Here is a 22,630-nt window from a genome sequence, read left to right as displayed (position 1 = left end):
ATAAAAAAACCGCCTGTCGGCGGTTTTTTTATGGCTGTCCCCGGCGTCAGGGGAGACAGACCGGGCAGAAGGCGTAGGTGCCCTGGGGATCGTTGAAGCGGGTCAGCGGGTCCAGAGTGCGGTTCATCTCCAGCAGCGCCTTGCCAAGCCCGGCGGGCAGCCAGCTTTGCAGGTGCGGGGCCAGCGCCTGGGCGCTGCTGTCAAACAGCTCGCGCAGGAACTTGTCCCTGGCCGACTCTTCCGGTGCGATGGGGGTGACCTGCCAACTTTTGAGGTTGGCGAGATCGGCGGCCGCCTTGAGGGCGTCATCCAGATTGCCGAACTCGTCCACCAGCCCCAGTGCCTTGGCATCCTGCCCGGTCCAGACCCGGCCTTCGGCGGCTTTTTCCGCCTCTTCCGGGCTAAGGCCCCGGCCCTTGCCCACCAGGCCGACAAAGCGCTGATAGGTGTCTTCCACGCTCAGTTGAATGGCTTCACCCACGTGATCCGGCAGGGCACGGGTCAGCCCGACCCCCACGAAGTCGGTGGTACCGACGCCGTCGGTGTGTACCCCATACTGGGAGAGCGCCTTGTCGATGGTGGCGAACATGCCGAACACCCCGATGGAACCGGTGAGGGTGGTGGGGGAGGCGAAGATCTTGTCCGCATCGGCGGAGATCCAGTAGCCACCGGAGGCGGCGTAGCTGCCCATGGAGATGACCACCGGCTTGCCCGCCTGTTTCAGGGCCAGCAATTCGGCGCGGATCTGCTCGGCGGCAAAGGCGCTGCCGCCGGGGCTGTCCACTCGCAGCACCACGGCTTTCACCTGATCGTCACGGCGGGCCTCGGCCAGCAGATCGGCAAGGCTGTCGCCGCCGATGGTGCCGGCAGGCTGGACGCCATCCATGATGGCGCCGCTGGCGGTGATGAGGCCTACCTCATCCTTGCCGCTCTGGGGGTACTGTTCCGGGATGGCGGCCAGATACTCTTTCAGGCCCACGCCCTTCCAGCCGTGATCATCGGCCTCGCCCACTTCCTTGATCACCGCCTGGGTCATTTCGTCGCGGGTGGCGAGCTGATCCACCAGACCGTTGTCGAGGGCGTAGCTGGCCGCATTGCCGCCAGCCTTGCGCAGCAGTTCGAGGAAGTGATCCTTGTTCGGCGCGACGGCATCCGGCTCGATCTCCCGCTGCTCCGCCACGTCGGCCACATAAGATTGCCACAGCTGATCCAGCCAGCGCTGGTTCGCCTCCTTGCTCTCGGGGGACATTTCGTCCCGGGTGTAGGGCTCGACGAAGGACTTGTAGGTGCCGACCTTGAAGACGTGCGGAGTGATGTTGAGCTTCTCCAGTGCCGACTTGAAGTAGGTCTGGTAGACACCCAGCCCCTCGATCAGCACGGCACCACTCTGGTTGAGCAGCACGTGGTCGGCGTGGGCGGCGAGCAGATAGGCCCCCTGGCTGTAGTAGTCCGCCATGGCGATGACCGGCTTGCCGCTCTCCTTGAAGGCGTCGATGGCGGCCGTCACCTCCTGCAGTTTGGAGAGGCTGGCCCCTTGCAGACCCTGGGGCTTGATCACCAGCGCCTTGATGCGATCGTCATTCCCCGCGCTCTTGATGGCCCACAGCAGATCGGAGAGGACGATTTCGCTTGGCTGCTCGTCCCCCTTGTCCATCTGCCTGAGCAGTTGCACCGTGGGATCGGTCTGGGTGCGCTGTTCTACCAGCACACCGGAGAGATTGAGGGTGAGCGCCCCCTCGATGGGGGTGCTTGGGGTCTCGCTCTGGCTGACGCTGAAGACAATGACCAGCACGACGAGAAGAAACAGCAGGTTGACCAGCATCAAGCGGGTAAAGTTGAGCAGGCGCCAGAGGCTGCGAAAGAGCCATCCCAGACCTTTAAAAATAGACATAGCTGCGTTGTCGCCCTGTTAATGGGTTGAGAGCAGCCATTATTAACCAGTTGCGCAGCCAATTGCCATTTCCCCTTGAGTCGACTGCCTCCCCGCCACTTCGGAACACGGCTGTTCGCTGAAAAAATGTCCAAACATTTGTTTGAAAAAGAGTTTTCGATTCTTTACTCTAGCTCCAGTTTGATAACAAAAAATTAACTGAAAGGCCCGATGAGCCGGCCCCACCTCCACCCACCCCTTCTTTTTACTGCCCGTCACCCGAGGCAGCCAGGAAGGCTGGAGCATGACCCCGTGCACATCGACCTCGACAAGGAGTGCATCATGAGCCGTTATCCCACGCTGCTGACCCCCCTCGATCTGGGTTTTACCCAGTTGCGCAACCGCGTACTGATGGGGTCCATGCACACCGGCCTCGAGGAGGAAAAGGGGGGCTTTGACAAGCTGGCCGCCTTCTATGGTGAGCGGGCCCGTGGCGGGGTCGGTCTCATCGTGACCGGCGGTATCGCCCCCAATTTGCGGGGGCGGCTGGTGCCCCACGGCTCCCAGCTGAGCTTTCCCTGGCAGGTAGCCAAACACCGCAAGGTGACCGAAGCAGTGCACCAGGAAGGGGGCAAGATAGCGCTGCAGATCCTTCATGCGGGCCGCTATGCCTACCATCCGTTCAGCCTGGCGCCGAGCGCCCTCAAGGCTCCCATCTCCCCGTTCAAGCCGCGGGCCATGAGCGAGCGGCAGATCCGCGGCACCATTCGCGACTTCGCCGCCACTGCGGCGCTGGCCAAGGCGGCCGGTTATGACGGGGTCGAGGTGATGGGGTCGGAGGGCTATCTCATCAACCAGTTCATCTGCGAACGCACCAACAAGCGCACCGATGGCTGGGGCGGCAGCAGCGAAAACCGCATGCGCTTCCCGGTGGAGATTGTCCGCGCCATCCGTGAGCGGGTGGGCACGGATTTCATCATCATCTTCCGCCTCTCCATGCTGGATCTGGTGGAGCAGGGCTCCTCCCTTGAGGAAGTGATCGCACTTGGTCGGGCACTAGAGCAGGTGGGGGTGACCCTCATCAACACCGGTATCGGCTGGCACGAGGCGCGCATTCCCACCATCGCCACCAGCGTGCCGCGCGGTGCCTTCAGCTGGGTGACCGCCGAGCTGAAAAAGCACCTCAAGGTGCCCCTCATCACCACCAACCGCATCAACACCCCCGAGGTGGCGGAGCGCATCCTGGCAGGCGGCGAGGCGGACATGGTCTCCATGGCGCGCCCCTTCCTGGCGGACCCCGAATTCGTCATCAAGGCGGCTGAAGACAGGGCGGACGAGATCAACACCTGCATCGCCTGCAACCAGGCCTGCCTCGACCACGTGTTCAAGCAAAAGCGTGCCTCCTGCCTGGTCAACCCCCGCGCCTGTTTCGAGACCGAGTTGACGTTTGGCCGGGTGCCCCAGCCCAAGAAGCTGGCGGTGGTGGGGGCGGGTCCTGCCGGGCTGGCGTTTGCCTGCTACGCCGCCGAGCGGGGCCATCAGGTAAGCCTGTTCGATCAGGCGAGCGAAATCGGCGGCCAGTTCAACTTTGCCAAGCAGATCCCGGGCAAGGAGGAGTTCCACGAGACCCTGCGCTACTTCGCCAAACGGCTTGAGAAGTGCGGCGTCGAGCTCTATCTGGGCCAGCGCCAGAGTGCCGAGAGCCTCTTGGGCGGCGGTTTTGACGAGGTGATCCTCGCCACCGGCATCCGCCCGCGCACTCCCAACATTCCGGGTATCGAGCACCCCAAGGTGTTGAGCTACCTCGATGTCTTACGTGATCACAAGCCGGTGGGCGAGAAGGTGGCGGTGATCGGCGCCGGCGGTATCGGCTTTGACGTGGCTGAATACCTAGTGGAGAAGAGAGGATCGCCGGATGCTGAAAGCCATCGCGATCACTGGCTCAAGGAGTGGGGTATCGACAAGCAACTGGGTGAGCGCGGCGGCCTGACTACCCCCGAAATCGATGCCCCCGAGCGCCAGATCTGGTTGCTCCAGCGCAAGGAGAGCAAGGTGGGCGACGGCCTTGGCAAGACCACCGGCTGGATCCATCGCACCGTGCTCAAGAATCGCAAGGTGCAGATGCTCTCCGGCGTCCAGTACCTGCGTATCGACGATGCCGGGCTTCACATCCAGGTGGGCGACCAACAGCAGTGCCTGCCGGTGGATCAGGTGATCATCTGTGCCGGACAGGAACCCCTCAAGGAGTTGCAGGCTGGTCTGCAGGCTGCTGGCAAGCCGGTGCACATCATCGGCGGTGCCGACGTGGCCGCCGAGCTGGATGCCAAACGCGCCATCCGGCAAGGGGCGGAGCTGGCTGCCGTCATCTAGCCTCCCGACCCTTTCGTATCCTGACAAACCCCTGAACCCCAGGGGTTTTCTTCATCCAGTGCTGTGCTAAGGTAGCGCCATCATCGCCTTTGACAAGGAACTGCCCCATGGATGCCCTCCATCTGTTACTCAATCGCCACTCCTGTGGTCGTCTGGCCGAGCCTGCCCCGAGTGGCGAAGTGCTCGACAATATCCTCAAGGCCGGGCTGCGGGCGCCGGATCACGGCACTCTGACCCCCTGGCAGTTCATCCTGTTCGAAGGGGAGGGGCGTGAGCGCCTGGGGACATTGCTGGCCGATGCCGCCCATGCCCGTGGCGAGGATGCGGACAGTGTCGAGAAGTGCCGCGCCGCGCCACTGCGTGCTCCCCTGGTGATCGCGGTGGCGACCCGTTATCAGGCGCACCCCAAGGTACCGAAACTAGAGCAGGAGCTCTCTGCCGGTTGCGCCCTGATGGCGATGCAGATGGCGGCCCAGGCCCAGGGCTTCAACGGCATCTGGCGTTCCGGCTGGTTCATCTTCGACGAGCAGATCCATGGTGCACTGGGGCTGGCACCGGAGGATCAACTGGTGGGCTTCCTCTACCTTGGCACCCCCATGCTGGAGGCCCGCAAGCTGCGCGAGTTGCCCATTCAGGACTTCGTGCGCAACTTCTGAAGCGCAGAACGCCAAAAGCCCTGATTATTCAAGGCTTTTTTGTTTTCTGACAAAGCCGTCAGGCTGTACTGATAAATGCGCACTTGCCAAGAGGGTAGAAGGGGGTTGGCCGGACATTTTTTGAATTGTGAGAGATTCTTCTCACTCCTGGTTTATTACGCTATGTAAAACGTTTGCGCCACGTTATTATCCCACTGCCAGTTTAGAAGGTGACCCCTTCTAATTTTCTGCGATGAGAGTCGCAATTCCGTAGCACCTTTTTAGAGCCCAACGTCTTGATGACATTGGGCTTCATTTTTTGCGGGATCGGCACGTCAGCGTTCTTTCTCCTCTGCCTCTTCTCTACCTCACCCGGCCTCTTTGTGGCGATCTTTTGCACAGCCATTGATGTGGCCTCGATTGGAATCAGGATCAGGGTCAAATATCCTGCATTTGCAGGTGAAATCCGGCCCGGGATCCGCCAGCATCGGCAGAGACAAGAGAGCCAGAGGCTTCCCTTTGACGTCGACTGCCCGCACCTTTGCCATCCGGAGGCCATATGTGGTTCAACCGCAAGCTTGAAAAAGAGAATCAACAGCTCAGGGAGGCGATGCTTCTCAAAGAGCAGCAGCACCAGAGCGAGCTGGCCGAATTGCGTGCCACCATCGGTGAATACGAGCACATGCAGCGAACCAGCCGGGAGCGTGGCGATCTCTTCAATCAGGTGATCTCCTGCCAGAACCAGGGAGGTGAGATGCTGCAGAGTGTGCGGGAAGCGCTGGCCGGCAGTGCCGAACACCTGATGGCGGAAAAGGGAGCGCTCTGCGAGCTGGATCAGCTCTTTGCCCAGACCCGGGGCGCCATCACCCGTCTCTCCGATCGCGCCCATGCCATCACGGATGAGGCGGCTCGCAGCCTCGCAGCCGTCCATCAGCTCGATGCCAGTACATCCGCCATCAACCAGTTCGTGACCGCCATCCAGGGCATTTCGGATCAGACCAACCTGCTGGCACTCAATGCGGCCATCGAGGCGGCCAGGACCGGTGAGGCTGGCCGTGGATTCGCCGTGGTCGCCGATGAGGTGCGTCAGCTGGCGAGCAAGGCTCATGAAGCCAGCAGCCAGATAGAGGTGCTGGTCAGACAGATAGTGGCCCAGGCGCAGGAGATCAAGTCCATCATCAATGACAACCAGGCCAGTGCCGCCGAGGTGGCGACCTCCTCCTCCCAGATCGATGTGGTGGTGACCCAGGTGCTGGCACAATCAGGCCGGATGCAGCAGGTGATCCACAGTGCGGCCTCCACCTCCTTCCTCAATACCACCAAGCTGGATCACGCCGTCTGGAAGAACACCATCTATCGGCTCATCGATCAGCAGCATTTTCACGAGCCGGTGAGCGACCACGCTCAGTGCAGGCTGGGCAAATGGTATTTCGAGGGGCAGGGTGCGGAGCTCTTCGCCCACAAGCCGGGCTTTCGTGAACTGGACGGGCCCCACAAGCGGGTCCACGAGAGCGGCAAGGCCGCCCTGCACGCGCGCGAGCAGGGGGATATCAAAAGCATGGTCGAGCAGCTCAAGACCATGGAAAACGCCAGCATGCAGGTGGTGCACTGCATCGACCGCTTGCTGGAAAGCGCCTGAGCGAGCCTCGGGCCTTCCGCTCAACCTTTGACTGGCAGCAGCCGTGCCGGGTTGCCTGCCACCCTGGCACCGGCCGGTAAATCTCTGGTCACGACCGAGCCCGCGCCCACGACAGCTTCCCGCCCTATGGTGACACCGGGCAGCAGGATGGCGCCGCCGCCAATCCAGACCCTGTCTTCAATGGTGACCGGCAGCGCCGTCTCAACCCCCTGAATGCGCTCATCGGCGTCCAGCGCATGGGCGGCGGTGTAGATCTGCACGTTCGGCCCAATCATTACCTCGGCGCCGATGCGAATGGGGGCATTGTCCAGCAGGGTGGCCCCCATGTTGATGTAGCTGCCCTTGCCAAGGTGGATGTGGCGGCCATAGGTGCAGTAGAGGGGCGGGCAGATGAAGGCACCCTGGGCCAGCTCGCCGACGATCTGCTGCAGCAGCGCCAGTTGTTCATCCTCCTCGTCGCTGCGATTGAAGCGGCGGTACAGGAGGGCCGTCTCCCGGCGCAAAAGATCCAGCTCTGGTGCCATGCAGTTGTAAGGCTGGCTGGCGATCATCTTCTCGTATTCGGTCATGACTGGGCCTCGATGGGGTGGAGGAAGAGAGGATAAGCCATCGGGGGGGCAGAGAAGCGTGAGGCTCTCCCCAGAGTGGGCAGAAGGAGAACGGGCGTCCGGAAACGACAAGGGCACCCTGGGGTGCCCTTGTCGTTCAACGACCTAAGTGTTGCCGCTGTGGCCTGTCAGCCGAGTGTGTGGCCAATGGGTTGGCAACTGCCGTGGCTTGTTGTTTATCAGCCGAGTGTGCGGCCGATGGGTTGGCAGCCACCGTGGCTTGTTGTTTATCAGCCGAGTTTGCGGCTGATGGGTTGGCAACTGCCGTGGCCTGTTGCTTGTCAGCCGAGTATGCGGCCGATGGGTTGGCAACAGCCATGGCTTGTTGCTTATCAGCCGAGTGTGCGGCTGATGGGTTGGCAACTGCCGTGGCTTGTTGCTTATCAGCCGAGTTTGCGGCCGGAGAGGCGGCACCACTCCTCTTTCACGGCGGTCGGGTCCATCTCGAACCACTGGCCATAGATGGTCTCCAGCTCTGGCGCCTGGCTTTCCAGCACGCCGGAGAGGGCCATCAGGCTGCCCGCCTTGCCGTGGCCGGCGATAAGCGGCGCCAGTTCCCGCAGCGGGCCGGCCAGGATGTTGGCGACCACCACGTCCGCTTCGACGTCTTGAGGCTGATCCGCCGGCAGGTAGAGTTCAATCTGGTCGGCTACGCCATTTCGCTCGGCGTTGTCACGGCTGGCCTGGATGGCCTGCGGATCGATATCGATGCCGATGACCCGGGCGGCCCCCAGTTTCAGGGCGGCGATGCCGAGGATGCCGGAGCCGCAACCAAAGTCCACCACGGTTTTGCCGGCCAGATCCAGCCCGTCCAGCCACTGCAGGCAGAGTGCCGTGGTGGGGTGGGTACCGGTGCCGAAGGCCAGGCCCGGGTCCAGCATGACGTTGACCGCATCGGGGTTCGGCACGTCGCGCCAGCTCGGGCAGATCCAGAGCCGCTCGCCGAACTGCATGGGGTGGAAGTGATCCATCCACTCGCGCACCCAGTCCTTGTCTTCCAGCTGTTCGACCTTGTAGCCCACGTCTTCGCCGAAGATCTGCTGGAAGAAGGCGATGGTGGGAGCCGGATCGGTTTCGGCATCGAACAGTCCCATTACTTCGGTCTCGCCCCAGAGCGGGGTTTCACCGGGCATGGGCTCATAGACGGGCACATCCTTGGCATCCATAAAGGTCACCGCCTGGGCCCCACGCCCCAGCAGCATGTTGCTCACCTTGTCTGCGGTCTTGGCAGTGGCGTTGATTCGAATTTGTATCCAGGGCATGGCGTCGGCTCTTCATAAATGTGAAACCGCGGGATTCTATCATCATGGACCCGTGCTGTCGTGGTTTGACCATGGCCTCATGGGGAAGGGAGGTAACTCTGCCAAGTTGGCACGGTTAATGTATTCCTTCATGGGTGACGGGAAGCAACTTGTTCCCGCTGAATGCTTTGCTCTATGAAGTTCCGTCATCTTTTTTCAGCCACCTTCGGGTGGCTTTTTTTATGCCGGTGCGCTGAAAAGCGGTTAATTGGGAGGGAAAAGCAGAGATTGGCACGCTATCTGCAAAGTTACAGATGTCCTGCATAAGGATATGTGTGTGATTGTTACCCCAACGTTCAGGTTTTTAGGGCCATCCCGACGGGATGGCCTCTTTTTTATGGTTTTTTCGGGGGAGATGCCCCGTCAGGGACATAGGTTACCTGCGGGGCTGTGCACTCTTGGGGCTTGTCACTGGTGATTTCACCCCATGATGGTGCATTTATTTACCTAAAAGGGAATAGGTTGGACGGTAAGGCCCGCCTGGGCTGTGCCTCAGCGATGGAAGCCGCTCATGTCGATCACCAGCTTGCCCACCATGCGACCCGCTTCCAGCTCGGCATGAGCCCGGGCCAGGGTGAGGGGCGTCAGTTCGGGCACCACCTTGCTGAGGGTGGTCTTGAGCACCCCTTCATCGATCAGGGCCGCGACCCGGCCGAGCAGGTTGTGCTGCTCGATCATGTCCGGGGTCTGGAACAGGGAGCGGGTAAACATGAACTCCTGGCTGAAGGTGACGCTCTTGGGTTTGAGCAGACCCAGATCCCAGGGTTCACTGGACTCGGCGATGGTGCAGATGTGGCCAAACGGACGGATGAGGCTGGCCATGGTGTTCCAGTGCTGCTCGGTGGCGTTGGTGCAGAAGATGGCATCCACCTCGCTGATGCCGAGTGCCTTGAGCTCCGCCTGCAGATGGTGATGGCTCACCACCTGGTGGGCCCCCATGTCCAGGCACCACTCCCGGGTTTCGGGGCGCGATGCGGTGGCGATCACCTCCATGCCGGTAAGCTGGCGGGCCAGCTGGATGGCGATGGAACCGACTCCGCCGGCACCCCCGATGATCAGCAGTCGCCCGGTGCTTTCGCGGGTAAGGCTCATGCGCTCGAACAGGGTTTCCCAGGCGGTGATGGCGGTGAGCGGCAGGGCGGCGGCTTCCAGATCGGTCAGGGTGACTGGGGCGATAGCGGCGATGCGCTCGTCCACCAGTTGCAAGGCGCTGTTGCTGCCCGGGCGGCTGATGTCGCCGGCATACCAGACCCTGTCACCGGCCTTGAACAGGGTGACGTCGCTACCGACGGCGATCACCTCGCCCACGGCGTCCCAGCCCAGCACGCGGGGGCTGCTTTCGACCTTGTCCTTGGGGGCGCGTACCTTGGTGTCGACCGGATTGATGGAGGTGGCGTTGACCCGTACCAGCAGATCCCGCGGGCCCGGTGTCGGATCGGGCAGATCGCTCTCGATGAAGCAGTGGGGGTGGTTGCTTGGCAGATAGTGAGTCAGGGCGATGGCTTTCATGGCTTTTCCTTTCAAATAGCAGTGTTCGGGATTGCCACTCACTCTAGTCTGGATAATTATCAAGATTAAGATGGGTAATTGGTAAAGACTGTTTGAATATATGAACAATGTCGAACTGGAGTTGATGGGGCTGTTCGCCACCGTGGTAGAGCAGGGGAGCTTCACCGGGGCGGCCGAGGTGCTCGGCATGCCCAAGTCCTCGGTGAGCCAGAAGATCTCGCGCCTCGAATCCCGGCTCGGGGTGAGGTTGCTGCAACGCACCACCCGCAGGCTCAGCCTGACGCCCCAGGGGGAGGTCTATGTGACCCATTGTCAGGAGCTGCTGGCACTGGCGCGTAGTGCCAACCTGGCGATGGCGCGGTTGCGCGCGGCTCCTGGAGGGCGGGTGCGGATCACTGCTCCCGAAGCCACGGGAACCTTGCTGCTTGGCCGGATACTGGCCGAATTTCGCGCCCTCTACCCCGAGGTGGTGCTGGAGCTGACCCTTTGCGATGAACAGCTTGATCTGGTGGGGGAAGGTTACGATCTGGCGCTGCGGGCGGCGCCGCTGAAAGATTCCAGCCTCATCTGCCGGCGCATCGGCCAGGTGGCGCGCCATCTGGTGGCATCTCCCGGTTACCTGGCTGCCAACGGGACGCCGCTCCAGCTCTCAGAGCTGGCCGGACACGCCTGCCTGGTACATGGCTCCTTGCCGGTGTGGCCATTGCAGGAGGGGGGCTGGCGCCCTCGCGGGGCCTGCCAGAGCAACAGCCTGCTGGCGCTGCGGGAGCTGGCACTCCATGACGGGGGGATTGCCCTGCTGCCGGCCCATGTCTGCGGCGACGATCTGGCGGCGGGGCGACTGCTCAAGGTGCTGCCGGATCTCCTGGTTCCGGTGAACCCCTTCTATCTCATCTACCCGAGCCGGGAACACCTGGCCCCCGCCCTTCGCAGCCTGATGGACTTCGTGGCCGAACGTCTTCCCTTCGCCTGATCACTGGTGCTGGCCAAGGGGAGCCTGAGCCGGTTCGAGACCGAGCGGGACCGACTGGCGTTCCGCCAGCATGCGGATCTGCCCTTCGATGAGGCCGGCATGGGGGCCGAGCACCAGCACCAGCTGATGTTCGTTGAGCACGACCCAGGAGAGGCAGCCCAGTCTGGCCAGGCAGGATTGATCCACCAGGGCCATGTCGCGAACCCGCAGGCTGAGGCGGGTCAGGCAGACGCTCATGGCCTGCAAGTTGTCCATGCCCCCCAGCATCTTGAGGTACTGGATAGCCAGCATCTGGGGATCGGTGGGGGCCACGGTCGCGAGCCGGGAGAGATCCTCGGCGATGGGCTTGCCCGGCAGACTGAGGGGGGCGTGTTCCAGCAGCCGGGAGAAGAGCAGGGCATAGACGACGAAGAAGAGGATGCCCAAGGGGATGAGCCAGAAGCTGTGCAGACCGGCGTGGTAGCTCAGCACCAGATCCAGCAATCCGGCAGAAAAGTAGCTGCCCACCTGGATGTCGAGCCCGCTGCAGATGGCCAGCGACAGCCCGGTCAGCAGGGCATGGGCCAGAAACAGCCAGGGAGCGGTGAAGGCAAACAGGAACTCGATGGGCTCCGTGATGCCCACCAGTGCCGAGGTGAGCGCCAGGGTGAGCAGCAGCCCTCCCTGGGGCAGTTGCTGCATCCGCTGGCGATGGATCCAGATGGCAAAACAGGCACCGGGCAGGCCGAACATGATGACCGGATAGAGCCCGGCCACATAGCCTTCATGCAGCGGCTGGGCGGTCGAGAGGGCTTGCAGGTTGCTCTCCCCGAGCCCGATGAGGCTGCCCAGCACCTGGTGCAGGCCGAGGGGGATCAGCAGTCGGTTCAGCACGCCGTAGCAGAAGGCGCCAAAGGGCGTGGTGAGCAGATCGGAGGCGAGCAGGGTGAGCCCCTGTTCCAGCAGCGGCCAGAGGATGGAGAGGGGGATCACCAGCAGCAGGCAGGCCAGCGCCGAGAGCAACATGCCCGGCAGATCTTCCTGCAGGGGGCGCAACCAGCCCGGCAGCCGCAGAGCGCGGGCCCGGGAGCAGACCATGGCGGTGACGAGCCCGGCCAGCTGGCCGCAGATCATGTCCGCATGCAGCCCGGGCACCAGGGTGCCCAGCGCCGAGCTCAGCAGCAGGAAGTTGACCGCACCGGCGAGCGCCTGGGCTCCTTGCCCCTGGCGACTCAACCCGAAGGCGATGGCCACCGCATAGATGAGCGGCATCTGGCTGAACAGGGCGCGACCGGCGAGGGAGAGCACGGCGAGATCCAGCACGTCCGGTTGGCCGAGCCGGTGGAGCAGGGCGGCCAGGGGCAGGATGGAGACGGGCAGCAACAGGGCATAGCCGAGGCGCTGCAGGGACTGGGTCAGGATCTTTCTGGCGTTCTGGACTGGCATGGGGGCACGGTATTTGTGACGTGGCGCACATTTTACCCGTGAGCCCCCATTTGGGAATAGGCGAGCCTTCCTTTATTGATCCTTTTCTTAATTTTGATCAAACAATCGACGGACACGCTGATCCGGGGCAGGAGTGAGCAGGCTGACCAGGACAAAGGCCGCCAGGCCAAGGGCCAGGCTCGGGACGATGGCGTGCAGACCGGCCAGCTTGATCCCCCACTGGCTCAAGGTGCCGTAACAGAGGATGCCGCAGACCATGCTGGCCAGGGCTCCCGGGCCGTTGGCCCTGGACCAGTAGATGCCGAGCACCAGGGGCCAGAGGAAGACCGCCTGCAGGCCGCCGAAGGCGAGCAGGTTGAGCCAGATGATCATCTCGGGGGGCTGGAGCGCCGCCAGCAGCACCAGGGTACCGAGGATCAGGGTGCAGAGCAGGGAGAGGCGCGGCACCCGGACCTCCAGCTTCTCCTGCCTGGGGTTGAGGTAATTGAGGTAGAGATCTTTCACCAGGGTGGCGGAGGCCTGGATCAGCTGGGAGTCGATAGTAGACATGATGGCCGCCATGGGGGCGGCCAGGAAGACCCCGGCCAGCCAGGGGGGGAGCACCTCCATCATCAGGGAGGGCATGATCTTGTCCGGGCTGTCCATGCCGGGCAGGATGGCGCGGCCCAGCGCCCCGGCCAGGTGCATGCCGAACATCAGCAGGGCGCAGACGATGGTGCCGATGAGGATGCCCCGGTGCAGCGCCTTGCTGTCCCGGTAGCCAAAGCAGCGCAGCGCCGAGTGGGGCAAGCCCACCACCCCGATGCAGACCAGCACCCAGAAGCTCAGCATGAAGGGTTGGGTCAGCATGTCGCCGGCCCCCTGGGGGCTCACCAGCTTGGGATCTATCTCCTTGAGCTGGTGGACAAGATTCGGCAACCCGTCACCGGCGATGAGGATGCCCGCCAGCAGGGCGCCAGTGCCGATGAGCATGACGATGCCCTGCAGGGCATCCGTCATCACCACGGCGCGAAAGCCGCCGATCACCGTGTAGAGCAGCACGCAACTGGCAAACAGGAAGAGCCCCTGCTGATAGCTGAGGCCGGTCGCCGTTTCCAGCAGGCGGGCGCCGCCGATGAACTGCACCACCATGGTGGCGATGAAGGCGAGGATGATGGTGACCGAGCCCAGCATGACCACCGCCCTGCTCTGGTAGCGGGCCCACAGTATGTCGTTGATGGTCACCGCGTTGACCCGGCGGGCGATGATGGCGAACTTCTTGCCAAGCACCCCCAGAGTGAGCCAGACGGTGGGCAGCTGGATCATCGCCAGCAATACCCAGCCGAGGCCGACCTTGTAGGCGGCTCCCGGCCCGCCGATGAAGGACGATGCAGAGGTATAAGTGGCCACCAGGGTCATGGCGAGCACCAGCCCCCCCATGCTGCGGTTGCCGATGAAGTACTCCTGCATGAAGTTGCCGCCGGTCCGGTGGCGACTGGCCCAGAAACCGACCCCCAGTACCAGCACCAGGTAGATGCAGAGCGGCAGCATCAGCTCAAGATTCATGGGGTGGTACCTCGCTATCCAGGGGAATATCGACGAACAGGCGATCCACCATGAGGGCGCAGAGGCCGATGAACAGCAGCGGCATCAGGATGCAACTGAGCAGGAACCAGAGGGGCAGGTCCCACAGATCGAGATCCTCGGGGATGAAATAAGCCGAGCCATACCAGGCGACAAAGTAGAGCAGGGTCAGCAGCAGGCAGAAGGCTGCTTCCCGACGGGCGAGTGCGAAACGGTTCACTGTGGCCTCCGACGAGTGAGCGGGGCGCAAGAATAACAAAAAAGGGCCATGTCGCCATGGCCCTTTTTTACGTTGGCGATCCGGGTGGATCGCGCAATTTCCCGATGAAAGGGGTCTTTGCAGACCCGACTTCTTGTGCAGGGAGTGGCTGCTCATGCGGCCACCGTGCTCAATGGGCCGGGCCTCAAGCCATTACAGACCCAACTTCTTGTGCAGGTAGTGGCTGTTCTGTGTTGCCACCGTGCTCAATGGGTCGGGTCTCAAGCCATTACAGACCCAACTTCTTGTGCAGGTAGTGGATGTTAGTGCCACCGTGCTGGAAGTTTTCGTCCTTCATGATCTCTTTTTGCAGGGCGATGTTGGTCTTGATCCCTTCCACCACCAGCTCGTCGAGGGAGTGACGCATGCGGGCGATGGCCACGTCGCGGTTCTCCCCGTAGCAGATCAGCTTGCCGATCATGGAGTCGTAGTAGGGGGGGACCTTGTAACCCGCATAGATGTGGGATTCCCAGCGCACGCCCAGGCCGCCCGGCGCGTGGAAGCGCTGGATGAGACCGGGAGAGGGCAGGAAGGTGGCCGGATCTTCGGCATTGATCCGGCACTCGATGGCGTGGCCACGGATGCGGATGTCCTGCTGGGTGATCGACAGGGGCTGACCGGCGGCAATGCGCAGCTGCTCCTTGATGAGGTCGACGCCGGTGACCATCTCGGTGACCGGATGCTCCACCTGGATACGGGTGTTCATCTCGATGAAATAGAACTCGCCGTTCTCGTACAGGAACTCGAAGGTACCCGCACCGCGGTAGCCGATCTCGAGACAGGCGCGCACACAGCGCTCACCGATGAACTTGCGCATCTCGTCGGTGATGCCGGGGGCCGGAGCCTCTTCCACGACCTTCTGGTGACGGCGCTGCATGGAGCAGTCCCGCTCACCCAGATAGAGGGCGGTACCCTGACCGTCAGCCAGCACCTGGATCTCGATGTGGCGCGGGTTCTCCAGGTACTTCTCCATGTAGACCATGTCGTTCTTGAAGAACTGGCCCGCTTCGGATTTGGTCAGCGCGATGGCGGAGGCCAGTTCGGCCTCGTTGCGCACCACGCGCATGCCGCGACCACCACCGCCACCGGCGGCCTTGATGATCACCGGATACCCGATCCGCTTGGCGATGGCGGCGTTGCGCTTGGCATCGTTGTCCACCGGGCCGTCGGAGCCGGGTACGCAGGGCACGCCCGCCTTCTTCATCGCCTCGATGGCGGAGACCTTGTCACCCATCAGGCGAATGGTCTCGGCGCGCGGACCGATGAAGATGAAGCCGGATTTCTCGACCACTTCGGCGAAGTCGGCATTCTCGGAGAGGAAGCCGTAGCCCGGGTGGATGGCGACGGCACCGGTCACCTCGGCGGCGGCGATGATGGCCGGCACATTGAGGTAGGACTCACCGCTGGCAGGCTTGCCGATGCAGATGGTTTCGTCCGCCAGGAGCACATGCTTGAGCTCCCGATCGGCAGTGGAGTGAACGGCCACTGTCTTGATCCCGAGCTCTTTGCAGGCGCGCAGGATCCGCAGGGCAATTTCACCGCGGTTGGCGATGACTACTTTGTCCAACATGGGTGGCATTTTCCCTTATTCGATGATGAACAGCGGCTCGTCAAACTCGACGGCCTGACCATTTTCAACCAGGATCGCTTTGATCACGCCGGCCTTGTCAGACTCGATTTGGTTCATCATTTTCATGGCTTCGACGATGCACAGGGTGTCGCCGACATTGACGTGCTGACCGACTTCCACGAACGGCTTGGCTTCCGGGCTGGAGGAGCGGTAGAAGGAGCCCACCATGGGGGAGCGCATCAGATGACCGCTCGGGGCGGCATCGGCAGCAGGTGCAGCGGCGGCTGCCGGAGCAGCGGCAACCGGTGCAGCAACCTGAGCTGCGGCCTGGGGCATGATCATCTGCGGGGCAACGCTAACCTGGCCGGAGAAATTACGGCTGATGCGAACGGACTCTTCCCCTTCGGAGATTTCCAGCTCGGCGATGCCGGACTCTTCAACCAGTTCAATCAGCTTCTTGATTTTGCGGATATCCATTAGCATTCTCTTTCTTCTTTATCTGATCAGTGATTATCAAGCCGCGCGCAACTGATGCACGGCCGCGGTTAAAGCGAATTGGTAACCATCGGCACCCAACCCGCAGATCACCCCCTTGGCGACATCAGACAGATAGGAGTGATGACGGAAGGGCTCCCTGGCATGAACGTTTGACAGGTGAACCTCGATAAAGGGGATGGCCACACCCAGCAGGGCATCGCGCAGGGCAACGCTGGTATGGGTGAAGGCGGCGGGATTGATGATGATGAAATCCACCTGGCCCATGGCCTGATGGATGCGGCCGATCAGCTCGTGCTCGGCATTGGATTGCAGATGTTCCAGGGTGACACCGAGTTCGCTGGCGCTGCGCGTCAGATCGGCGACGATCTCATCGAGCGTCTTGCTGCCGTAGATTCCCGGCTCCCGCTTGCCCAGCAGATTCAGATTGGGGCCGTTAAGCAGGAGGATTCGGTGATGTTGCGACATATTGAGTACATCCTCGATGATTATGCTGCTATCTATCAGCTATCTTTGGACTACCAAAAATCTAGCCAATTTTTGCACAAATCGGTGTGCCCTGACACACAGATTTCGCAATTATATTGATTTCGTGAAAATTAGCAGCATTTTACTGGTCTAATCTCTACATCTGGCTATTTATTGGCCTGATTTGCCCGCAAGCCCGGCTTGCCACTGAACTCTGCCTTGTCCGGATCCCGAAGACAACAAAGCCGGCACGTGGCCGGCTCTGTTGACGTGGGGAAGAGACTCACGCCGCTTCCGACTTCTCGCGGATCAGCTTGTCCACGACCCCCGGATCCGCCAGGGTGGAGATATCCCCCAGGCTGTCGGTTTCGCCGGTGGCGATCTTGCGCAAGATACGCCGCATGATCTTGCCGGATCGGGTCTTGGGCAGCCCTTCGGCCCAGTGGATCACGTCGGGGGTCGCGATGGCGCCAATCTCCTTGCGCACCCACTCCTTCACTTCCTTGTGCAGCTCGCGGCTCGGCTCTTCCCCGGCGATCAGGGTGACATAGGCGTAGATGCCCTGTCCCTTGATCTCGTGGGGAACGCCCACCACCGCCGCTTCGGCGATTTTCGGATGGGCCACCAGAGCGGACTCGATTTCGGCGGTACCCATGCGGTGGCCGGAGACGTTGAGTACATCATCCACCCGGCCGGTGATCCAGTAGTAGCCGTCCTCGTCGCGACGGGCACCGTCGCCGGTGAAGTAGCGACCCGGGAAGGTGGAGAAGTAGGTCTGCTCGAAGCGCTCGTGATCGCCGAACACGGTACGCATCTGGCCGGGCCAGGAGTCGGTGATCACCAGGTTGCCCTCGGTGGCGCCTTCCAGCGGCTCACCCAGGTTGTCCACCAGAGCAGGCTGTACTCCGAAGAAGGGACGAGTGGCCGAGCCGGGCTTGAGCGCGGTGACGCCGGGCAGCGGAGTGATGAGGATGCCGCCGGTCTCGGTCTGCCACCAGGTGTCGACGATGGGGCAGCGCTCGTCGCCGATGGTGCGGTAGTACCACTCCCAGGCTTCCGGGTTGATGGGTTCACCCACCGACCCCATGATGCGCAGGCTGGTGCGGGAAGTGCCTTCGACAGCCTCCTTGCCCTTGGCCATCAGTGCGCGAATGGCGGTGGGGGCGGTATAGAGGATGGTGACCTGGTGTTTGTCCACCACCTGACTCATGCGGTTGGTGGCCGGGTAATTGGGCACCCCTTCGAACATGACGGTGGTGGCGCCGTTGGCCAGTGGCCCGTAGACCAGATAGGAGTGACCGGTGACCCAGCCCACGTCGGCGGTACACCAGTAGATGTCCTCTTCGTGGTAGTCGAACACGTATTTGAAGGTGAGGGCGGCATAGACCAGATAGCCGCCCGTGGTGTGCAGCACACCCTTGGGTTTGCCGGTGGAGCCGGAGGTGTAGAGCACGAACAGGGGATCTTCGGAGCCCATGGCTTCGGGCGGACAATCCGGGCTGGCGGCGTTGACCGCATCATGCCACCAGATGTCTCTGTGCTCGTGCCAGGCCACGTTGCCACCGGTGCGCTTGAGGACGATCACCTTGCTGACCTTGGTATCCGGGTGGGTAAGGGCCTCATCCACGTTCTTCTTGAGGGGGATGGGGCGACCGCCTCGCAACCCCTCATCGGCGGTGATGACAACGGAGGCGCCGGAGTCGATGATGCGGCCCGAGAGCGCCTCCGGCGAGAAGCCGCCGAAGACGATGCTGTGCACGGCCCCGATGCGGGTACAGGCCAGCATGGCGATGGCCGCCTCCGGCACCATGGGCATATAAAGGCAGACCATGTGGCCACGCTTGACCCCCTGGGCTTTGAGCACGTTGGCAAACTTGCACACTTCGGCGTGCAGTTCGCGATAGGTGATCTTGCGATCTTCAGCCGGGTTGTCCCCTTCCCAGATGATGGCGACCTTGTCGCCGCGCTCGCTCAGATGGCGATCCAGGCAGTTGGCCGAGACGTTGAGCAGGCCATCCTCATACCACTTGATGGAGACGTGGCCCGGATCGTAGGAGGTGTTCTTGACGCGGGTGTAGGGGGTCATCCAGTCGAGGATCTTGCCCTGCTCCCCCCAGAAGGCGTCCGGATCCTGCACCGACGCCTGATACATGGCTTCATAACCTTCCTTGTCCAGCAGGGCGCCGTTGCCGATGTGGGCCTTGACCGGGTAGACCTTGCTCTCGCTCATCTCTCACTCCTGTGAATACATTTTCTTAATGATTGAGTAACAACTTATACCTTTGGTTCCCGAGGGCAATTAGACTTTTGGATAGCGACGAAGATAGCAGGTGAGAGGACACGTTGAGAGCAAAGAAGGGAGCCATGGGCTCCCTTCTTTGCTTGCGTGGTGGCGCGGCCAAGGCTCAATGGCGGACGGGGAGCAGGGAAGGCAGCTGGGGTTCTGGCAGGGGATGGCTGAACAGGTAGCCCTGTCCCTCCTCGCAACGCAGGGATTGCAGGAACTGGCGCTGGGGCTGGGTTTCTATCCCTTCCGCCGTAACGGCCATGCCGAGGGAGCTGGCCAGCTGGACTATGGTACGGCACAGCTCGCGGCTGTGCTTGTCGTCGGGCAACGCCTGGACGAAGGCCCTGTCTATCTTGATGCGATCGATGGGCAGGCTCCTGAGCAGGCTCAGGGAGGAGAAACCGGTGCCGAAGTCGTCGATGGCGATCTGCCCCCCCAGCGCCTTGAGACGGGTGAAGAGCCGCAGACTGTGATCCACGCTCTGGATGATGCTCTCGGTCACCTCGATCTCCAGCCGTTCGGCAGGAAAACCGGTCTCGGCCAGAATAGCTGTCACCCGCTCCACGTAGTCGTGGGAACGCATCTCCCTGACCGACACATTGACCGAGAGCCGGGGCACGGCGAGCCCTTCTGCCAGCCACTGCTGCCCTTGCCGGCAGGCGGTGCGCATCACCCATTCGCCCAGTGGTTCGATGAGACCGCACTCCTCTGCCACCGGAATGAAACGGTCCGGGGATATCATGCCAAGGCTGGGATGCTGCCAGCGGATCAGGGCCTCCAGGCCGCTGAGATGACCATCCGCCATGGGTTGGTAGAGCAGGCGAAACTCTTGCTGCTCAATGGCCTTGAGCGGTCCCTGCTCCAGCAGCATCCGCTCCCTGGTCTGTGCCGTCATGTCGGGGGAGTGGAACAGATAGCCGTTGCGGCCACGGCGCTTGGCTTCATGCATGGCGTTGTCCGCCGCGCTGATGAGGCTGTCCGGGGTCTGGCCATGCTCCGGATAGAGGGAGACGCCGATGCTGGCGGAGAGCCTCACCCGCTCCTGGCCGATGTCGGCGGGATCGTGCAGCCTGCGTTGCAACCCCTCGATGAGACCCAGCAGATCCTGGGTCTCCCTGATGGCGGGCAGCAACACCAGAAATTCGTCTGCCCCCAGCCGGATGGCGATGTCTCCAGGGCGCAGGCAGTGGCGAATGCGGTCTGCCGACAGCTTGAGCAGCAGATCGCCGGCACTGTGCCCCAGGTTGTCGTTGATGAGCTTGAAGCCGTCGAGATCGATGAACAGCAGCGCCAGGACGTGGTGGTTCACCCTGGCCGTCTCTATCTCCAGGGTGAGGCGCTCTTGCAGCAGATGGCGATTGCCGAGATCGGTGAGGGGATCGTAATAGGAGAGGTGCTGCAAGCGGGCTTCGGCCTGATAGAGACGCAGTGCATGGCGGTGGGTCATCTCCTGCAGGCCGGGTGACGCGGGTGCGTCGAGGTGGGGGCCTGTCTGCGCGGATTCCCTCATCACGAGGAAGATGCCGCTGAAGGAGCCGTCCTCATCCAGCACGGAGCTGACGCTCACTTGCCAGCGTGCCGGGGAGGCCGCGCGGGAGAGACCGACCATTTCCACCTCAAATGTGCATCGGGGGGGACCTTGCCGCAGTTGCTGAAACAGCGGGAGCAGCTGGGGAGTCTGGGCAGGGACAATGTCGAACAGCGTCTTGCCCGGGTGCTCTGCCCGCGCGAGGCCGGTCAGTTCGGCAAAGCGTCCGTTGACGTCGCGACACCTGAATTCGTGATCGAAGACCCCAATCCCGAAGGGCGCCTGGGCGAACAGCTGTTGCAACTCGTGGGGAGAGAGCGGGCCTGACAAATGCCGTGTCGGAACCGATTCGGGTAGCACTTTTTCCATGGAGGCTCCTGAATTGATTGCTTTGTCATTTGGACGGCTGTGTCAGTATGGCAGGAAGTGTCAGGAGAGAAAGAAAGTGTGAGAAGGGTGTGAAATCAACGAGATGTCAGCCTTTCTGGCGGCCAAACGCCTGGATCCCGCGAACAAATACCAGCCAGCCCACCAGATGAAACGGCAACGCCATGGCGTAGAGCACCAGCCAGTGGCTCTCGGTGCCGCTGCTGTTGATGAAATCTGTCCAGGCGGCGAGCAGGGCCAGCATGCCCGCTATCTGGAAGCGGCGACGCAGCACCACTTCCACCCCGAGATTGGCGAGGTAGAGGGTCAGCAGGATGCCGGCAAAGCCGGTGAGCTGGGCGGTGCCGTAGAGCGCGCGGTCCGGGTTGAACAGCAGCGTCACGAGGGGAGTGAGACCCTGATCCAGCGGGATCAGGGCCAGCAGCCAGCATGCGATAAGAAGCAGGGCTGTCTTCATGCCGGGCTCAGTCGGCGGACGGTGCCGGTTTGACCAGGGAGAGGTAGTTGGCGTCCATCTTGAGGAACACCCCCAGCAGGCGGGCACTGGCACCGTAGAAGCCAAACGTGTCGGCGGCCCGGCAGGCCTGCTCGAAGCGCTCGAACCAGCCCAGCAGGTGGCCGTGCAGCAGGGACTCCTGCTCGCCAAGCCACGCCTCGCGCTGGTCGGCGGTGGTCGACTCGGCGGCGCGGATGATGAGGCTGCCCATCAGATCCAGCTCGATGGCCAGATGATCGGCAGGCTCATTGTATTTGTCGCTGACGTTGATGCAGAGGCGATCGAGGCGTGCCTGCATCTCGGTCATAGGGGCCTGCATCAGCTGCTTGCCTTCGCCCCGGTAGAGGGATTCGTAGGGCAGGGCACCCTGCCCGGGAGCGCTCAGGAACAGGCCTGCAAAGTCGGCGGCCAGCGCCGTCTGGCGCTCGGGGCGCACCAGCAGGCGGGCGATGGCGTCGTTGAGCTCGGCCACGGCTTCGCGCATGGGGTCGAGAGTAGAGAGGCTCTTCAAGAAGCTGCGCACGTCATAGGTGTCGTATTCAGCGATCTGCGCATCACTGAGTTCGGCAGCAAACAGGGTGGAAAACCACCAGTAAAGCTCGGCCCGGCGTTCGCTGGTCGCCATGAATTCCTGCATTTTTCCTCCGTGGATGACAATCGGGAGCCTTGATGGCCCCCGATTCTAACGACTTTAAAAATAAAGGAAACTCATGGGGCCTTTTGGCCGGATAGCGCCAGGAGAGGGGGTCGCTATTGCGGGATCGCCGTGGGCGACGAGGAGGCCGACCTACTCCTCGACGCGATAGAGCACCTGATTGCAACGGGGGCAGATATGCTGGCGGCGGTAATCCATCTGGTGCACCAGGCCGACCTCCCGCTGCTGATGGTGACCGCAATGGATGCAGAAGATGAGATCGCCGTCGGCGGCGCCGGGATGGGCCGCCAGGTACTGCTCCCGGGTGGGAAGTGTCTCCCAGTTGGCGGTGCAGGCACCCTTGCGGCTGGCGGTGTAGTAGACCCAGTAGAAGAGAGCGAAGACCGCGACAATCACGAACAGCATCAGATGATCCATCATGGCGTTTCCCCTTGTGTTCCGGGATGGCAGGGAGCGACACCCGCTCGTGCAGATGTCCCATGGCCTAAAGATGTTATCTGTTAGTAAATGCTATATCCATGATCTGGCTCTGGTTTCTATCGCCTTGCCCGGGAAGCGGGGACGATGGCTGGAGCCGGATTGCTGGTGTGGG

The 22,630-nt window shown here is 62.2% G+C and carries 19 protein-coding genes and 1 pseudogene; 5 read left to right on the top strand and 15 right to left on the bottom strand.

Annotated elements, in window-relative coordinates:
* Positions 1-46 precede the first annotated feature (46 nt).
* Positions 47-1,891: a signal peptide peptidase SppA gene (gene sppA / locus ACPW74_RS14860; RefSeq protein WP_045525758.1), complete on the bottom strand. Its 1,845-nt coding sequence runs from the start codon at positions 1,889-1,891 to the stop codon at positions 47-49.
* Positions 1,892-2,212: 321 nt separating this feature from the next.
* On the opposite strand from sppA, the gene ACPW74_RS14855 reads away from it, so the two are divergent.
* The 4 genes and pseudogenes from ACPW74_RS14855 to ACPW74_RS14840 all read left to right on the top strand — a co-directional run bounded on the left by ACPW74_RS14855 (position 2,213) and on the right by ACPW74_RS14840 (position 6,514).
* Entirely contained in the window at positions 2,213-4,240 is a 2,028-nt protein-coding gene (locus tag ACPW74_RS14855) for an NADPH-dependent 2,4-dienoyl-CoA reductase (protein WP_045525811.1), read from the top strand.
* A 107-nt stretch (positions 4,241-4,347) separates the two neighbouring features.
* A complete protein-coding gene (locus ACPW74_RS14850; protein WP_052816074.1) occupies positions 4,348-4,896 on the top strand; it encodes an NAD(P)H nitroreductase in 549 nt (182 codons plus the stop codon).
* Between the two features lie 538 nt (positions 4,897-5,434).
* Positions 5,435-6,121 (top strand): annotated as a pseudogene (locus tag ACPW74_RS14845) (methyl-accepting chemotaxis protein); the annotation flags it as partial.
* A 24-nt stretch (positions 6,122-6,145) separates the two neighbouring features.
* The gene (locus tag ACPW74_RS14840) at positions 6,146-6,514 is read left to right on the top strand and encodes a CZB domain-containing protein (protein ID WP_231563281.1); all 369 of its coding nucleotides are present in this window, start codon (positions 6,146-6,148) and stop codon (positions 6,512-6,514) included.
* A gap of 20 nt (positions 6,515-6,534) precedes the next feature.
* On the opposite strand, the gene ACPW74_RS14835 is transcribed toward ACPW74_RS14840, so the two are convergent.
* From ACPW74_RS14835 to ACPW74_RS14825, 3 genes are all read right to left on the bottom strand, one after another.
* Positions 6,535-7,083 carry a sugar O-acetyltransferase gene (locus tag ACPW74_RS14835; RefSeq protein ID WP_223924468.1) on the bottom strand — a complete coding sequence of 183 codons (549 nt, stop codon included), beginning with the start codon at positions 7,081-7,083 and terminating at the stop codon, positions 6,535-6,537.
* A gap of 422 nt (positions 7,084-7,505) precedes the next feature.
* The gene (gene prmA, locus ACPW74_RS14830) at positions 7,506-8,384 is read right to left on the bottom strand and encodes a 50S ribosomal protein L11 methyltransferase (RefSeq protein WP_010675412.1); all 879 of its coding nucleotides are present in this window, start codon (positions 8,382-8,384) and stop codon (positions 7,506-7,508) included.
* 531 nt (positions 8,385-8,915) lie between these two features.
* Positions 8,916-9,932: a zinc-binding alcohol dehydrogenase family protein gene (locus ACPW74_RS14825; protein WP_069784403.1), complete on the bottom strand. Its 1,017-nt coding sequence runs from the start codon at positions 9,930-9,932 to the stop codon at positions 8,916-8,918.
* A 100-nt stretch (positions 9,933-10,032) separates the two neighbouring features.
* On the opposite strand from ACPW74_RS14825, the gene ACPW74_RS14820 reads away from it, so the two are divergent.
* Positions 10,033-10,905 (top strand): LysR family transcriptional regulator, encoded by an 873-nt coding sequence (locus ACPW74_RS14820; protein ID WP_180344901.1) that lies wholly within the window; start codon positions 10,033-10,035, stop codon positions 10,903-10,905.
* Here the strand turns inward: ACPW74_RS14820 and ACPW74_RS14815 are convergent, their stop codons facing one another.
* The 11 genes from ACPW74_RS14815 to ACPW74_RS14765 form a co-directional block, all read right to left on the bottom strand.
* Positions 10,906-12,330, bottom strand: coding sequence for a PTS transporter subunit EIIC (locus ACPW74_RS14815; RefSeq protein WP_223924467.1), 1,425 nt, complete (start codon positions 12,328-12,330; stop codon positions 10,906-10,908).
* 87 nt (positions 12,331-12,417) lie between these two features.
* Complete coding sequence (panF, locus tag ACPW74_RS14810; RefSeq protein WP_425858279.1) at positions 12,418-13,875, bottom strand: sodium/pantothenate symporter; 1,458 nt, start codon at positions 13,873-13,875, stop codon at positions 12,418-12,420.
* Positions 13,865-14,113, bottom strand: coding sequence for a YhdT family protein (locus ACPW74_RS14805; protein WP_223924465.1), 249 nt, complete (start codon positions 14,111-14,113; stop codon positions 13,865-13,867). Before ACPW74_RS14805 ends, panF begins: the two co-directional genes overlap by 11 nt.
* Before the next feature lie 268 nt (positions 14,114-14,381).
* A complete protein-coding gene (gene accC, locus ACPW74_RS14800; protein ID WP_010675406.1) occupies positions 14,382-15,722 on the bottom strand; it encodes an acetyl-CoA carboxylase biotin carboxylase subunit in 1,341 nt (446 codons plus the stop codon).
* Between the two features lie 15 nt (positions 15,723-15,737).
* A complete protein-coding gene (accB, locus tag ACPW74_RS14795; RefSeq protein WP_010675405.1) occupies positions 15,738-16,199 on the bottom strand; it encodes an acetyl-CoA carboxylase biotin carboxyl carrier protein in 462 nt (153 codons plus the stop codon).
* Between the two features lie 36 nt (positions 16,200-16,235).
* Positions 16,236-16,685, bottom strand: a complete 450-nt coding sequence (gene aroQ / locus ACPW74_RS14790; RefSeq protein ID WP_039040307.1) for a type II 3-dehydroquinate dehydratase — start codon at positions 16,683-16,685, stop codon at positions 16,236-16,238.
* 283 nt (positions 16,686-16,968) lie between these two features.
* Entirely contained in the window at positions 16,969-18,915 is a 1,947-nt protein-coding gene (gene acs, locus ACPW74_RS14785) for an acetate--CoA ligase (RefSeq protein ID WP_180911416.1), read from the bottom strand.
* Positions 18,916-19,090: 175 nt separating this feature from the next.
* Complete coding sequence (locus ACPW74_RS14780; protein WP_223924464.1) at positions 19,091-20,869, bottom strand: sensor domain-containing protein; 1,779 nt, start codon at positions 20,867-20,869, stop codon at positions 19,091-19,093.
* A gap of 106 nt (positions 20,870-20,975) precedes the next feature.
* Positions 20,976-21,344, bottom strand: a complete 369-nt coding sequence (locus ACPW74_RS14775; RefSeq protein WP_045525778.1) for a hypothetical protein — start codon at positions 21,342-21,344, stop codon at positions 20,976-20,978.
* A 7-nt stretch (positions 21,345-21,351) separates the two neighbouring features.
* Entirely contained in the window at positions 21,352-22,020 is a 669-nt protein-coding gene (gene torD / locus ACPW74_RS14770; RefSeq protein ID WP_223924463.1) for a molecular chaperone TorD, read from the bottom strand.
* A 150-nt stretch (positions 22,021-22,170) separates the two neighbouring features.
* Positions 22,171-22,458 (bottom strand): hypothetical protein, encoded by a 288-nt coding sequence (locus ACPW74_RS14765; protein WP_223924462.1) that lies wholly within the window; start codon positions 22,456-22,458, stop codon positions 22,171-22,173.
* Positions 22,459-22,630 lie beyond the last annotated feature (172 nt).

It is taken from the genome of Aeromonas sp. INTO2 (genome assembly GCF_049860605.1).
GTDB classification, from domain to species: domain Bacteria; phylum Pseudomonadota; class Gammaproteobacteria; order Enterobacterales; family Aeromonadaceae; genus Aeromonas; species Aeromonas caviae.
This window is presented reverse-complemented; position numbering and strand designations above follow the sequence as displayed.

Bases quoted from the DNA above. Each gene is read 5' to 3' on its own strand.
- ACPW74_RS14780 (WP_223924464.1), bottom strand. From the start codon at position 20,869: ATGGAAAAAGTGCTACCCGAATCGGTTCCGACACGGCATTTGTCAGGC.
- ACPW74_RS14815 (WP_223924467.1), bottom strand. From the start codon at position 12,330: ATGCCAGTCCAGAACGCCAGAAAGATCCTGACCCAGTCCCTGCAGCGC.
- ACPW74_RS14855 (WP_045525811.1), top strand. From the start codon at position 2,213: ATGAGCCGTTATCCCACGCTGCTGACCCCCCTCGATCTGGGTTTTACC.
- ACPW74_RS14850 (WP_052816074.1), top strand. From the start codon at position 4,348: ATGGATGCCCTCCATCTGTTACTCAATCGCCACTCCTGTGGTCGTCTG.
- sppA (WP_045525758.1), bottom strand. From the start codon at position 1,891: ATGTCTATTTTTAAAGGTCTGGGATGGCTCTTTCGCAGCCTCTGGCGC.
- panF (WP_425858279.1), bottom strand. From the start codon at position 13,875: ATGAATCTTGAGCTGATGCTGCCGCTCTGCATCTACCTGGTGCTGGTA.
- ACPW74_RS14840 (WP_231563281.1), top strand. From the start codon at position 6,146: ATGCAGCAGGTGATCCACAGTGCGGCCTCCACCTCCTTCCTCAATACC.
- torD (WP_223924463.1), bottom strand. From the start codon at position 22,020: ATGCAGGAATTCATGGCGACCAGCGAACGCCGGGCCGAGCTTTACTGG.
- ACPW74_RS14825 (WP_069784403.1), bottom strand. From the start codon at position 9,932: ATGAAAGCCATCGCCCTGACTCACTATCTGCCAAGCAACCACCCCCAC.
- ACPW74_RS14765 (WP_223924462.1), bottom strand. From the start codon at position 22,458: ATGATGGATCATCTGATGCTGTTCGTGATTGTCGCGGTCTTCGCTCTC.
- ACPW74_RS14775 (WP_045525778.1), bottom strand. From the start codon at position 21,344: ATGAAGACAGCCCTGCTTCTTATCGCATGCTGGCTGCTGGCCCTGATC.
- aroQ (WP_039040307.1), bottom strand. From the start codon at position 16,685: ATGTCGCAACATCACCGAATCCTCCTGCTTAACGGCCCCAATCTGAAT.
- acs (WP_180911416.1), bottom strand. From the start codon at position 18,915: ATGAGCGAGAGCAAGGTCTACCCGGTCAAGGCCCACATCGGCAACGGC.
- ACPW74_RS14835 (WP_223924468.1), bottom strand. From the start codon at position 7,083: ATGACCGAATACGAGAAGATGATCGCCAGCCAGCCTTACAACTGCATG.
- prmA (WP_010675412.1), bottom strand. From the start codon at position 8,384: ATGCCCTGGATACAAATTCGAATCAACGCCACTGCCAAGACCGCAGAC.
- accB (WP_010675405.1), bottom strand. From the start codon at position 16,199: ATGGATATCCGCAAAATCAAGAAGCTGATTGAACTGGTTGAAGAGTCC.
- accC (WP_010675406.1), bottom strand. From the start codon at position 15,722: ATGTTGGACAAAGTAGTCATCGCCAACCGCGGTGAAATTGCCCTGCGG.
- ACPW74_RS14820 (WP_180344901.1), top strand. From the start codon at position 10,033: ATGAACAATGTCGAACTGGAGTTGATGGGGCTGTTCGCCACCGTGGTA.